The following is a 12,626-nucleotide window of genomic DNA, read 5'->3' as shown; positions in this document are numbered from 1 at the left end:
ACCTGCGCCCGAAGTTCGTCGAGACCTTCCTGGCCAAGCTGGTGAACTGGGACTTCGCGGCCAAGAACTTCGGCTGATGCCAGCCGAAGTTCCCGCCGGCGGCATCCTCACTCGTTGACGAGGTTGAGGATGTTGCCGTCCGGGTCCTTGAACCAGGCGACCTTCATCTTGTCCATGACGTGGATGTCGCCCGCGAGCGTCGTGTTCGGCATGTCGTAGTGCTCGAAGCGCACGCCCTTGGCCTTGAGCGCCGCCACCAGCCCTTCGATGTCGCTGCCGACCGCCCAGGTCACGGCCGTGGCCTGGTTGGTGCCGGCGAATGACGAGCAGTAGACATTGATACGGGTGTTACCGCTGCGATAGGCGATCATGTCCTCGCAATCCGTGTCGGCCGGCGTCAGGCCGAGCGTGTCTTCGTAGAAGCGGCGAGCCACGGCAAGGTCTTTCACCGCGAGGTTGGGCACCGCATTGATGTTTCCGAGCATGGCTGTCTCCTGTGTGGATGGGCACCCATCTTCTGCCCCGCAACGGACATGTCAAGCCGCCGCTACCCGATACGGGGCCCATCTCGAACGAAGAAAACCGCACTGCCGGGCTTCCGGCACACTGCACCCTTGGTGCAGTGCTTGGCAAGGCCTGAAAATCTGCCCCTTGATCCGCACCCGACAAGCCCCCGATACAGAGACAAACCCATGATCCGCAAACTCACCCGCCCGCTGGCCCTTGCGCTGGCCCTCCCGCTGGCCGCCCTTGCCCTCACGTTCGCCGCCCCTGCCGCGCAAGCCCAGGCCTACCCCGCCAAGCCCATTCGCATGATCGTGCCCTTCCCGCCCGGCGGCGGCACCGACATCCTGGCGCGCCTCGTGGCCCAGAAGCTCACCGAGGCCAACCACTGGACCGTGGTGCCCGACAACCGCGGCGGCGCCGGCGGCACCATCGGCATTGCCGAGGCCGCGCGCACCGCGCCCGGCGGCTACGACATCGTGATGGGCCAGAAGGACAACATGGTCGTTGCGCCCTGGCTCTACAAGAACCTGAGCTACAACCCGGTGAAGGACCTCACCGCCGTCGCCCACGTGGCCTACACGCCGGTGGTGATCGTCACGCAGGCCAACTCGAAGTTCAAGACGCTGAACGACGTGGTGACCGCCGCACGCGCCGCACCCGACACCGTCACCTACGGCTCGCCCGGCAACGGCACCACCATTCACCTGGCCGGCGAAATCTTCAACGGCGCCGCCCAGATCAAGATGCGCCACGTGCCCTACAAGGGCTCCAACGCGGCCATGATGGACGTGCTGGCGGGCAACGTCGACCTGATGGTGTCGTCGGTGCCTTCGGCGCTGGCGCAGATCAAGGCGGGCAAGCTGCGCCCGCTGGCCGTGACCTCGGCCAAGCGCAGCACCTCGCTGCCCGACACGCCCACCGTGGCCGAGCTCGGCTACAAGGGCTTCGACGTGTCCACTTGGTACGGGCTCTTCGTGCCGGCCAAGACGCCGAAGGACGTGATCGCCACGCTGAATACTGAAGTGAACAAGCTGCTGGCCACGCCCGAAATGAAGGCCGCCATCATTGCCCAGGGCGCCGAGCCGCAGGCCATGACGCCTGAACAATTCGAGACACTGCTGAAGACCGACTACGACAAGTGGAAGGGCATCGTGCAAGCCTCCGGCGCGACTATCGAATAAGCGCCGGGCATCGCAGAATGGTGTCTCCACAACAGGCCGCACCGGCGGTACGGAGACAGCGATGGCACTGCGCAAGAATTCCAACAACGCCTTTCTGCTGAACACCACCGCGCTGGCCGCGGTGGCGGTCGCCCTGCTGCAGGGCTGCGCGCAGACGCCTCAGCAGCAGATGGCCCCGTCGCAGACCAGCGTTGCCTCGCATGTCGCCACCGCCACGCGCGCCGCCGGCTCCGACCTGACGGCGCTGCTGACCCTCTGCAAACCCGCTCCCGCCACGCGGCCGCCGCAGGCCGAGCTGGACAAGGGCCTGGCCGCATTCATCGCGAGGCCCGCGCCGCCGCCGGGCCAGGCTTTCGACAACCTGTATTTCGTGGGTGCCGACTGGGTGAGCGCCTGGGCCATCAAGACCTCGGACGGCATCATCCTCATCGATGCGCTCAACACCCAGGCCGAGGCCGCGGCGCTCATCGAGGGCGGCATGCGCAAGCTCGGCCTCGACCCGGCGCAGATCAAGTACGTGATCGTCACGCACGGCCATGGCGACCACTACGGCGGCGCGCCCTACCTCGCAGAGAAGTACCGTGCGCGCGTGGTGATGAGCGAGGCCGACTGGACCATGACCGAGACCCGGCTCGAGTTTGCAACGCCGATCTGGGGCGCGCCGCCCAAGCGCAGCGCGGGCGGCATTTCCGCGAAGGACGGCGACCGCATCACGCTGGGCGACACCAGCGTCACGCTGTACCTCACGCCGGGCCACACGATGGGCACGATCTCTCCGGTGTTCGACGTCACTTCGAACGGCCAGAAGCACCGCGCCATGCTCTGGGGCGGCACGGGCTTCAATTTCGGCAAGGACGTGCCGCGGCTGGACAGCTACATCGGCGCGACGGAGCGCATGGGCGCGATCGTGCAGACCCAGCGCATCGACGTGCTGCTGTCGAACCACTCCAACATCGACGGCTCGCAAGCCAAGCTGGCCGCGCTGCGACAGCAGCCTGCACCGGCCGCAAACCCCTTTGTGCTGGGCACGCCCACGGTGGAGCGGTCGCTGGCGGTGATGGGCGGGTGCGCGCGGGCGCAGCGCGACAGGTTCTTGCTGCAGTGACGTTGCCCTGCTCCTTCCCCCTCTGGGGGAAGGCTGGGATGGGGGCAGTTCCTGCGCTTGAGGCTGCGCGGCAATGAAAGCCGTTGTGCCCCCACCCCTGCCCTCCCCCGAAAGGGGAGGGAGAAAAGACAGGTCAGTCGGGCGTGAACTTCTTGTTGAATATGTCCACGTCCGACGGCAGCTCGAACGTTGCGACCTGCCCCATTTTTCCGTCGCTGAGGCGGCAGGCGGAGAACAGGCTGTAGCGGCCCTTGAAGTAGAACTCGTCCATCACGATCAGCGCGTACGGGTAAGGCACGAAGACCTGATGCTCGAAGACGATGCGGTGCACGTTCCTCGGCGAAGGAAAGAGCTTGTAGTCGTTGGTGTCGATCGACTTTGCGGTGGCCATGTGCGTTCTCGGTTCTCTGTGCGCGGCGTTCAGGCCGGGTCGCGCACGTCGGCCACGGGGTTGCTGCCGAAATCCGCGCGCGCCAGGTACTTGAGCACCTTGGCCGCCGCGGTCTCGGGGCTGTCGAGCATGCCTTCGTTCTTCAGCTTTTCGAAGCGCCCGCGGTCCGGAAACTTCTCGGCCGATGCGCCGCGCAATTGCACCTGCATGTCGGTGTCGATCACGCCCGGCGCCAGAGACACGATGCGCGCGCCGTTCGGCGACTGAGCCTCTTCGAGCGCCACGGCGCGCGAGTAGTGGTCCATGCCCGCCTTGGCGGCGCAGTAAGGCGCCTGGCTGCCCATGGCGTTGCGGCCCAGGCCCGACGAGATGTTCAGCACCTTGCGCGCGCCGCGCCATTCGCGGGTGGCGCCCAGGAAGGCGGCGGTCAGCAGCATCGGCGCTTCGAGGCCGATGCGCAGGGCCTGCGCGAGTTCGGCCGGCACCGCGCTCGCGAGCGGCGCCGGGTTGCCGACGGTGCCTGCGTTGTTGATCAGGGTCACACCGTCGAAGCGCTGGCCGTCGAGCGTCTTGAGCCAGGCGGAGAGGCGCGCCGCTGCGGCGACAGGCTCCGACAGGTCCTGCTCCCACTGGATGAGCTCGGCGCCGGCCTTGGCGGCCAGCTCGGCCAGCTGCGGGTCTTGCCTGCGCGAGATGCCGAGCACCATGTGGCCCGCCTGCAGCAGCTGCGCGGCCATGGCACGGCCCAGGCCGCGCGACGCGCCGGTGATCAGGGTGAGTTGGGAGGTGGTCATCAAAAGAACTTTCTTGAACGAAGGCAGGAGGTTAAGCGGTATGCAAACAAGGGCCCGGCGGCTCAACCGGTGCGGAACTGCCTGCGCAGGAAGTTGCGGTGCCGCGCGATGTGCTGCAGCTGTGCCGGTGCGATGGTGCCGCCAAGGTCGACCTCGTCCGCACCGTTGAGCACCGCGTTGGCGTGCGTCATGGCGCGCGCCACCACTTCTTCCTCGCTCACGCCGAGTTGCGCTGCAAGGTCGAGTGCCACGCGCCGCATGGCGCGCTGCGAAAGCATCCACATGGCGCCGAAGCGGTCCCATGCAAGAGCGGCCTCGTCGGCCTTCTCGCGCTCGGCAAGAATTTCGGCAAGCGGCTTGGCGAGCACCGCGTCGAGCGCATCGAGCTTCTCGGTGAGTGCCTCGTTGCGCGCCATCGCTTCTTCGAGCGTGGGGCCGCTCTCGCCGGTGTCTGGTTTGCGCGTCTCGGGCGGCGGAACAAGGGCCGCCTCGGCATTGGCGGAAACGATCTGGAGCTGGTCTTCGAGGGTCATGAGGTTTCCGTTTCCGGTGAGGTGTTCTTCTTGTTCGATATCGCGGTGGCGCGCAGGCCCGGCAGGTCGAGCACGCGCAGCCCACCGTACTCGACACGGATCAACCCCTGCGCCGAAAGGCCGTTGAGCGCCTCGTTCACGCGCTGGCGCGAAAGGCCGACCAGGTAGGCCAGCTCCTGCTGCGTGATGCGCAAGACTTCGCCCACGCCGGGGTACAGCACCGGGTTGAACAGCGACACCAGGTTGCGCGCCACGCGCGCGTCGGGGTTGTTGAGGCGGTCGATCTCCAGTGCCGCAATGAACTGGCCGAGCCGCTCGTTGAGCTGGTTCATCACAAAGCGGTTGAAGCCGATGGAGTGATCCAGCAGCCAGTGAAAGCTGTCGATCGGCAGCCCCGCCACCACGCTGCGCCGCAGCGCCTGGATGTTGTAGCGATAGGGCTCGCGCTTCATGACCGTGCCTTCGCCGAACCAACCGCCCGGCGGTATGCCGGCATAGGTGACGGAGCCGCCGTCGGCGTTGTCGTTGCTCATCTTGAGCAGGCCCTCGACCACACCGAACCAGTAAGTGGGCGAGCGGCCGACGCGGCACACCAGGTCGCCGACCTCGGCCTCGCCCACCACCAGCGCGGCCTCGGCGCGGCGCCGCTCGGTGGGCGTGAGCGCGGGCAACCACGGAATGCCGTCGAGCTCTTCGGCATTGGGAGAACGCGCGCGGTCCTTGATCGAAGCGCCGTGCAGGCTGTGGTTTGAATGGCCGTGAAGCATCGGGAAACTCCGGGGAGTAGTGTCCCTAGGATTGTCGTTGGAACGACAACCCAACGTCAAAGTGAGGCCTACGATCCGCCCACTGTGCAAACCACCGACCCCACCTTTCCCCGCCTGCTGCTCGCCCACGCCCAGGCCCAGCCCGATGCGCCCGCCGTCCGCGAAAAGGACCTCGGCATCTGGCAGACCTGGAGCTGGAGCGCCGTGGCCCAAGAGGTGCGCGAGATGGCCTGCGGCCTCGCGAGCCTGGGCTTCAAGCCCTTCGACAACCTGTCCATCGTGGGCGCCAACCGCCCGCACCTGTACATGGCGGTGCTCGCGGCACAAAGCCTGCGCGGCGTGCCGGTGCCGCTCTACCAGGATGCGGTGGCCAGCGAAATGGTCTTCATGCTGCAGGACGCGGCCATCGACTTCGTGATCGTCGAAGACCAGGAGCAGGTGGACAAGCTGCTCGAATGCCGCGAACTGCAAAAGAACGAGCAGCACGGCATCCGCCACATCATCTACGACGACCCCAAGGGCCTGCGCCACTACGACCAGCCCGGGCTCATGAGCTACGACCAGCTGCGCGAACTGGGCCGCACCTTCGACGCGGCGAACCCCGGCTACTACGACCGCGCGGTGGCCAGCGGCGAGCCAAGCGATGTCGGCGTGATCCTCTACACCTCCGGCACCACCGGCCGGCCCAAGGGCGTGTGCCAGACGCACGCGAGCTTCATCGCGGCGGGCCGCGGCGGCGTGGAGACCGACAAGCTCGGCCCCGGCGACAACATCATGAGCTACCTGCCGATGGCATGGGTGGGCGATCACCTGTTCTCGGTGGCGCAATGGCTGGTGGGCGGCTTCACGCTCAACTGCCCCGAGTCGTCCGAGACGGTGATGAACGACATGCGCGAGATCGGCCCCAGCTATTACTTCGGCCCCCCGCGCACCTTCGAAGGCTTGCTCACGGCCGTGTCGATCCGCATGGAGGACGCGGCGGCGCCCAAGCGCTGGCTGTATGCAAAGTTCATGGCGCTTGCGCAGCGCGTGGGCGCGGACATCCTCAACGGCGCGCCGGTCGGCACGGGCGACCGGCTGATGTACAGCCTGGGCAACCTGCTGGTGTACGGACCGCTGCGCAACGTGCTGGGCATGAGCCGCATTCGCGTGGCTTACACCGCCGGCGCGGCCATCGGGCCCGACCTGTTTCGGTTCTACCGCTCCATCGGCGTCAACCTGAAGCAGTTCTACGGCCAGACCGAAACCTGCGCGTATGTGTGCCTGCAGCAGGACGGCAAGGTCAAGCTGCAGACGGTGGGCACCGCCGCACCGGGCATCGAACTGAAGATTGCCGACGATGGCGAAGTGCTGGTGCGCGGCGTGTCGGTGCTGAAGGAATACTACAAGCGCCCCGACGCCACCGCCGAAGTGCTCGACGCAAACGGCTACTTCCACACCGGCGACGCCGGCGTGCTCGACAGCGAAGGGCACCTGCGCATCATCGACCGCGCGAAGGACGTGGGCCGGCTCGTGAGCGGCGCGATCTTTGCGCCCAACTACATCGAGAACAAGCTCAAGTTCTTTCCGCAGATCAAGGAAGCCGTGTGCTTCGGCAACGGACGCAATGAGGTCTGCGCGGCCATCAACATCGACTTCGAGGCCGTGGGCAACTGGGCCGAGCGGCGCGGCCTGGCTTACGGCGGCTACGTCGACCTGGCCGGCAAGCCCGAGGTGCTGACCCTGGTGGGCGAATGCATCGCCAAGGTGAATGCAGACCTTGCGAGCGAAGCCGGCATGGGCGAGACGCAGATCGCGCGCTTCCTGGTGCTGCACAAGGAGCTCGACCCCGACGACGACGAGCTCACCCGCACACGCAAGGTGCGCCGCGGCTTCATCGCCGAGAAATACGCGGTGCTTGTCGATGCGCTCTACGGCCGCAAGACCGAGCAGTTCATCGAGACCCAGGTCAAGTTCGAGGACGGACGCACCGGCGTCGTCAGCGCCACGCTGAAGATCGTCGAGGCCAAGACCTTCCCCATCGTGAAGGCGGCGGCATGAGCAGCAACAGAAAAATCGGCGACGTCATTCTCGACGTACAGAACATCTCGCTGAGCTTCGGCGGCGTGAAGGCGCTCACCGATATCAGCTTCAACGTGCGCGAGCATGAGGTGCGGGCCATCATCGGCCCCAACGGCGCGGGCAAGAGCTCGATGCTGAACTGCATCAACGGCGTGTACTGGCCGCAGCAGGGCTCCATCACCTTCCGCGGCCAGACCTTCAAGCACATGAACTCGCGCCAGGTGGCCGAGATGGGCGTGGCGCGCACCTTCCAGAATCTTGCACTCTTCAAAGGCATGAGCGTGCTCGACAACATCATGACGGGGCGCAACCTCAAGATGAAGAGCGGCCTGTTCGCGCAGGCGCTGCGCTGGGGTCCGGCCGAGCGCGAAGAGCTGAAGCACCGCGAGTTCGTCGAGCACATCATCGACTTTCTCGAGATTCAGGCGCACCGCAAGACGCCTGTGGGCCGCCTGCCTTACGGCCTGCAAAAGCGCGTCGACCTGGGCCGCGCGCTTGCCATGGAGCCGCAGGTGCTGCTGCTCGACGAGCCGATGGCCGGCATGAACGTCGAAGAAAAGCAGGACATGAGCCGCTTCATCCTCGACGTGAACGACGAGTTCGGCGCCACCATCGTCCTCATCGAGCACGACATGGGCGTGGTGATGGACATCTCCGACCGCGTGGTGGTGCTCGACTACGGCAAGAAGATCGGCGACGGCACGCCCCATGAGGTGCGAAACAACGAAGACGTCATCCGGGCGTATCTGGGTGTGGAGCACTGACATGGGCTTTTTTCTAGAGACATTGTTTGGCGGCCTGATGGTCGGCATGCTCTATTCGCTGATCGCCATCGGCTTCGTGCTGATCTACAAGGCCTCGGGCGTCTTCAACTTTGCGCAGGGCGCCATGGTGCTGTTCGCGGCGCTGGCCATGGCGCGCTTTGCCGAGTGGTTTCCGCAGTGGTTCGGCTTCGAAAGCCAGATCCTCGCGAACATCCTGGCCTTTGTCGCGGCCATGGGCGTGATGGTGATCGTGGCCTGGCTCATCGAGCGGCTCGCGCTCAGCAAGCTGGTGAACCAGGAAGGCATCACGCTCCTGATGGCCACGCTGGGCATTGCCTACTTTCTGGATGGCGTGGGCCAGACGATCTTCGGCAACGACATCTACAAGATCGACGTGGGCATGCCCAAGGAACCGCTGATGGTGCTGCAGGGCACCTTCCAGGGCGGCCTGCTGCTGAGCCAGGAAGACCTGATTGCCGCACTGGTGGCGGCGGGCCTCGTGGTGGTGCTGGCCATCTTCTTCCAGAAGACTGCCACGGGCCGCGCGCTGCGCGCGGTGGCCGACGACCACCAGGCCGCGCAGTCCATCGGCATTCCGCTCAAGCGCATCTGGGTGATCGTGTGGTCGGTGGCCGGCTTCTCGGCGCTGGTGGCCGGGATCATCTGGGGATCGAAGCTGGGCGTGCAGTTCTCGCTTTCGCTCGTGGCACTGAAGGCGCTGCCGGTGGTGATTCTGGGTGGCCTCACCTCGATTCCGGGCGCCATCATCGGCGGCCTGCTGATCGGTGTGGGCGAGAAGCTTTCTGAAATTTATCTCGGCCCCATGCTCGGTGGCGGCATCGAGATCTGGTTTGCCTACGTTCTTGCCCTGGTCTTCCTGCTGGTTCGCCCGCAAGGCCTGTTCGGCGAGAAGATCATCGATCGGGTTTGAGATGTTCTATAGAGAAAACGGCCAATTCAAGTCGAGCTACAGGGCCGACCAGCAGATCTTCCCGATCGCGCAGGACCGCATCGCCATCCTGGTGCTGCTGCTCGTGGCTTTCATCGTGGTGCCGCTGGGCGTGTCCGACTACTGGATGCGCGCCATCCTCACGCCCTTCCTGATTCTTTCGCTTGCGGCGCTGGGCCTCAACATCCTGGTCGGCTACTGCGGGCAGATCTCGTTGGGCACCGGTGCCTTCATGGCGGTGGGCGCGTATGCGGCCTACAACTTCCAGGTGCGCATCGACGGCATGCCGCTGATTGCATCGCTGCTGCTCGGCGGACTGTGCGCCACGATGATCGGCGTGCTGTTCGGTATTCCCAGCTTGCGCATCAAGGGGCTGTATCTCGCGGTGGCCACGCTGGCGGCGCAGTTCTTTACCGACTGGGCGTTTCTTCGCATCCAGTGGTTCACCAACAACTCGTCGTCGGGTTCGGTGAGCGTGGCGGGGCTCAACGTGTTCGGCGTGCCGATCGAGTCGCCGGTGCAGAAGTATCTGTTCTGCCTGGTCTTCGTGGTGGTGTTCGCGCTGCTCGCCAAGAACCTGGTGCGCAGCGCCATCGGCCGCGAGTGGATGGCCATGCGCGACATGGACGTGGCCGCCGCGGTGATCGGCATTCGCCCGGTGTACGCCAAGCTCACGGCCTTTGCGGTGAGCAGCTTCATCGTCGGCGTGGCCGGTGCGCTGTGGGGCTTCATTCACCTGGGCGCATGGGAGCCGGCAGCCTTCAGCATCGACCGCTCGTTCCAGCTGCTCTTCATGGTGATCATCGGCGGACTCGGCTCGATCATGGGCAGCTTCTTTGGTGCCGCGTTCATCGTGCTGCTGCCGCTCTTTCTGAACCAGCTGCCCGGGTGGCTGGGCTTCTCGATCTCGACCGCGCTGGCCTCGCACCTGGAGACCATGATCTTCGGCGCGCTGATCGTGTTCTTCTTGATCGTGGAGCCGCACGGCCTTGCAAGGCTGTGGTCCACGGGCAAGGAGAAATTGCGGCTCTGGCCCTTCCCCCATTGATTTTCTGATTCGTTCGTAGAAACCGGCACAGAGGTGCCCACATAAGGAGACAGGCATGAAACTGAAATCGCTCGCTCTGACCGCCGCCCTGGTGGCCGGCACTGTCGGCACGCTGCTCGCGCCATCGCTCGCGCAAGCCCAGGCCAAGGAACAGTTCTTCCCGCTGCTGGTGTACCGCACCGGGCCTTACGCGCCCAACGGCACGCCATGGGCCAACGGCAAGCAGGACTACATCAAGTACGTCAACGCCACAGGCGGCATCAACGGCGTGAAGATCGCCTACGAAGAATGCGAAACCGGCTACGCCACCGACAAGGGCGTGGAGTGCTACGAGCGGCTGAAGGGCCGCCCCGGCGTGACGCTGTTCGACCCGCAGGCAACCGGCATTACCTTTGCGCTGACCGACAAGGTGCCCACCGACAAGATCCCGCTCATCACGCTGGGCTACGGCCTCTCGGCGTCGCAGGACGGCAGCGTGTTCAAGTGGAACTTCCCGCTGATGGGCAGCTACTGGACCGCGGCCGACATCCTGGTGCAGCACATCGGCAAGAAGGAAGGCGGCATGGACAAGCTCAAGGGCAAGAAGATCGCCCTTGTCTATCACGACTCGCCTTTCGGCAAGGAGCCGATTCCGCTGCTGCAGGAGCGCGCCAAGCAGAACGGCTTCGAGCTGTCGCTCATTCCGGTCACCGCGCCCGGCGTCGAGCAGAAGTCCGCCTGGCTGCAGGTGCGCCAGTCGCGTCCCGACTACGTGCTGCTGTGGGGCTGGGGCGTGATGAACTCCACCGCACTGAAGGAAGCGGTGGCCACGGGCTACCCGCGCGAGAAGATGTACGGCGTGTGGTGGGCCGGCGCCGAGCCCGACGTGAAGGACGTGGGCGCCAATGCCAAGGGCTACAACGCGCTGGCGCTCAACACCTCGGGCACCGAGCCCAAGGTGATCCAGGAAATCCTCAAGCAGGTGCACGACAAGGGCCAGGGCACGGGACCGAAGGAAGAAGTGGGCTCGGTGCTCTACACGCGCGGCGTGATCATCCAGATGCTCGGCGTCGAAGCCGTGAAGCGCGCGCAGGAGCGCTTCGGCAAAGGCAAGGTCATGACCGGCGAGCAAGTGCGCTGGGGCATGGAGAACCTGGCGCTCGACCAGAAGAAGCTCGACTCGCTGGGCTTCTCGGGCGTGCTGCGTCCGCTGAGCACATCGTGCCAGGACCACATGGGCTCGACCTGGGCGCGCGTGCACACCTGGGACGGCGCCAAGTGGGGCGGCATGTCCGACTGGTACCAGGCCGACGAGCAGATCATCAAGCCGATGGTGAAGGTTGCGGCCGAGAAGTACGCGGGCGAGAAGAAGCTCACCCGCCGCGACGCGGCCGACTGCAGCTCCTGATGACCTGACGACGGTGGCGGCTCGCAAGAGCCGCCATTCGAAAGAACAGCCTCTTTGCTGTCGTTGTTCTTTCGAATGCTTCGGAACACACCATGAGCGAATCCAAAATCCTTCTCGATGTCAACGGCATCGAGGTCATCTACAACCACGTGATCCTGGTGCTGAAAGGCGTTTCGCTCACGGTACCCGAGGGCGGCATCGTGGCGCTGCTCGGCGGCAATGGCGCGGGCAAGACAACCACGCTGCGCGCGGTGAGCAACCTGCTCGCGGGCGAACGCGGCGCGGTGACCAAGGGCACCATCGAGTTGCGCGGCGAGCGCATCGAGGCGCTCTCGCCCTCCGAGCTGGTGAAGCGCGGACTCATCCAGGTCATGGAAGGCCGCCACTGCTTCGCGCACCTGACGATTGAGGAAAACCTGATGACCGGCGCCTACACGCGCACCGACGGCAAGGCGGCGGTGCAGCAGACGCTGGAGAAGGTGTATGCGTACTTCCCGCGCCTGAAGACGCGGCGCACATCGCAGGCGGCCTACACCTCGGGCGGCGAGCAGCAGATGTGCGCCATCGGCCGCGCGCTGATGGCCAACCCGACGATGGTGCTGCTCGACGAGCCGTCGATGGGCCTGGCGCCGCAGATCGTGGAGGAGGTGTTCGAGATCGTGAAAGACCTGAACACCAAGGAGCGCGTGACCTTTCTGCTGGCCGAGCAGAACACCAACATGGCGCTGCGCTACGCCGACTACGGCTACATCCTGGAGAACGGCCGCATCGTGATGGACGGCGAGGCCAAGAGCCTGCGCGAGAACGAGGACGTGAAAGAGTTCTACCTTGGCGTCGGCGGTGCGGACCGGAAGAGTTTTCGCGACGTGAAGAGCTACAAGCGGCGCAAGAGGTGGCTGGCGTGAAGCACCGGTGCGCTGCTGTTCAGGGCGCGATCCCGCCGACGGGGTACCTTGCTCCGCGAATGTCCCCCGCCTTCGGCTCCTCCTTTATTTCGCTGCGCAAGGCATCCCATCGGCGTGCTCGTTGCACAGAGCAGTGGTTGATCAGCGGTACACCAGCAGCGTGCCCCGGTGCACAGGGCATCGGGTGCTCCCCGCAGCGAAATAAAGGAGGAGGGGCGCAGCCCCGGGGGACAT

13 protein-coding genes and 1 pseudogene are annotated in these 12,626 nt (G+C 65.4%); 9 read left to right on the top strand and 5 right to left on the bottom strand.

The window, feature by feature from the left end:
* A pseudogene (locus tag V9K97_RS27060) lies at positions 1-77 on the top strand (superoxide dismutase [Fe]); the annotation flags it as partial.
* A 30-nt stretch (positions 78-107) separates the two neighbouring features.
* On the opposite strand, the gene V9K97_RS27055 reads toward V9K97_RS27060, so the two are convergent.
* Entirely contained in the window at positions 108-485 is a 378-nt protein-coding gene (locus V9K97_RS27055) for a VOC family protein (RefSeq protein ID WP_337321907.1), read from the bottom strand.
* A gap of 207 nt (positions 486-692) precedes the next feature.
* Between V9K97_RS27055 and V9K97_RS27050 the strand changes: the two genes are divergently transcribed.
* Complete coding sequence (locus tag V9K97_RS27050) at positions 693-1,688, top strand: tripartite tricarboxylate transporter substrate binding protein (protein WP_337321906.1); 996 nt, start codon at positions 693-695, stop codon at positions 1,686-1,688.
* Positions 1,689-1,749: 61 nt separating this feature from the next.
* Positions 1,750-2,793, top strand: a complete 1,044-nt coding sequence (locus V9K97_RS27045) for an MBL fold metallo-hydrolase (protein ID WP_337321904.1) — start codon at positions 1,750-1,752, stop codon at positions 2,791-2,793.
* Between the two features lie 133 nt (positions 2,794-2,926).
* Here the strand turns inward: V9K97_RS27045 and V9K97_RS27040 are convergent, their stop codons facing one another.
* The 4 genes from V9K97_RS27040 to V9K97_RS27025 form a co-directional block, all read right to left on the bottom strand.
* The gene (locus V9K97_RS27040; protein ID WP_337321903.1) at positions 2,927-3,184 is read right to left on the bottom strand and encodes a hypothetical protein; all 258 of its coding nucleotides are present in this window, start codon (positions 3,182-3,184) and stop codon (positions 2,927-2,929) included.
* Positions 3,185-3,213: 29 nt separating this feature from the next.
* Entirely contained in the window at positions 3,214-3,978 is a 765-nt protein-coding gene (locus tag V9K97_RS27035; RefSeq protein WP_258502804.1) for an SDR family NAD(P)-dependent oxidoreductase, read from the bottom strand.
* A 62-nt stretch (positions 3,979-4,040) separates the two neighbouring features.
* Positions 4,041-4,511 (bottom strand): hypothetical protein, encoded by a 471-nt coding sequence (locus V9K97_RS27030; RefSeq protein ID WP_337321902.1) that lies wholly within the window; start codon positions 4,509-4,511, stop codon positions 4,041-4,043.
* Positions 4,508-5,278 (bottom strand): Crp/Fnr family transcriptional regulator, encoded by a 771-nt coding sequence (locus tag V9K97_RS27025; protein WP_258502806.1) that lies wholly within the window; start codon positions 5,276-5,278, stop codon positions 4,508-4,510. Before V9K97_RS27025 ends, V9K97_RS27030 begins: the two co-directional genes overlap by 4 nt.
* Before the next feature lie 84 nt (positions 5,279-5,362).
* Between V9K97_RS27025 and V9K97_RS27020 the strand changes: the two genes are divergently transcribed.
* The 6 genes from V9K97_RS27020 to V9K97_RS26995 all read left to right on the top strand — a co-directional run bounded on the left by V9K97_RS27020 (position 5,363) and on the right by V9K97_RS26995 (position 12,392).
* On the top strand, positions 5,363-7,318 hold the full coding sequence (locus tag V9K97_RS27020; RefSeq protein ID WP_337298837.1) for an AMP-dependent synthetase/ligase: 1,956 nt from the start codon (positions 5,363-5,365) through the stop codon (positions 7,316-7,318).
* Positions 7,315-8,103 carry an ABC transporter ATP-binding protein gene (locus V9K97_RS27015; protein WP_258502808.1) on the top strand — a complete coding sequence of 263 codons (789 nt, stop codon included), beginning with the start codon at positions 7,315-7,317 and terminating at the stop codon, positions 8,101-8,103. Before V9K97_RS27020 ends, V9K97_RS27015 begins: the two co-directional genes overlap by 4 nt.
* Before the next feature lies 1 nt (position 8,104).
* Positions 8,105-9,034: a branched-chain amino acid ABC transporter permease gene (locus tag V9K97_RS27010; RefSeq protein WP_258502809.1), complete on the top strand. Its 930-nt coding sequence runs from the start codon at positions 8,105-8,107 to the stop codon at positions 9,032-9,034.
* 1 nt (position 9,035) lies between these two features.
* On the top strand, positions 9,036-10,100 hold the full coding sequence (locus V9K97_RS27005; protein WP_337298838.1) for a branched-chain amino acid ABC transporter permease: 1,065 nt from the start codon (positions 9,036-9,038) through the stop codon (positions 10,098-10,100).
* Positions 10,101-10,155: 55 nt separating this feature from the next.
* Entirely contained in the window at positions 10,156-11,487 is a 1,332-nt protein-coding gene (locus tag V9K97_RS27000; RefSeq protein WP_258502810.1) for an ABC transporter substrate-binding protein, read from the top strand.
* 92 nt (positions 11,488-11,579) lie between these two features.
* On the top strand, positions 11,580-12,392 hold the full coding sequence (locus V9K97_RS26995; protein WP_126748491.1) for an ABC transporter ATP-binding protein: 813 nt from the start codon (positions 11,580-11,582) through the stop codon (positions 12,390-12,392).
* Positions 12,393-12,626: the final 234 nt, after the last annotated feature.

Source organism: Variovorax sp. CCNWLW186, assembly GCF_037203865.1.
Classification (GTDB): domain Bacteria; phylum Pseudomonadota; class Gammaproteobacteria; order Burkholderiales; family Burkholderiaceae_C; genus Variovorax.
Note: the sequence above shows the minus strand (reverse complement) of the source record. Positions and strands in the feature narration are given on the sequence as shown.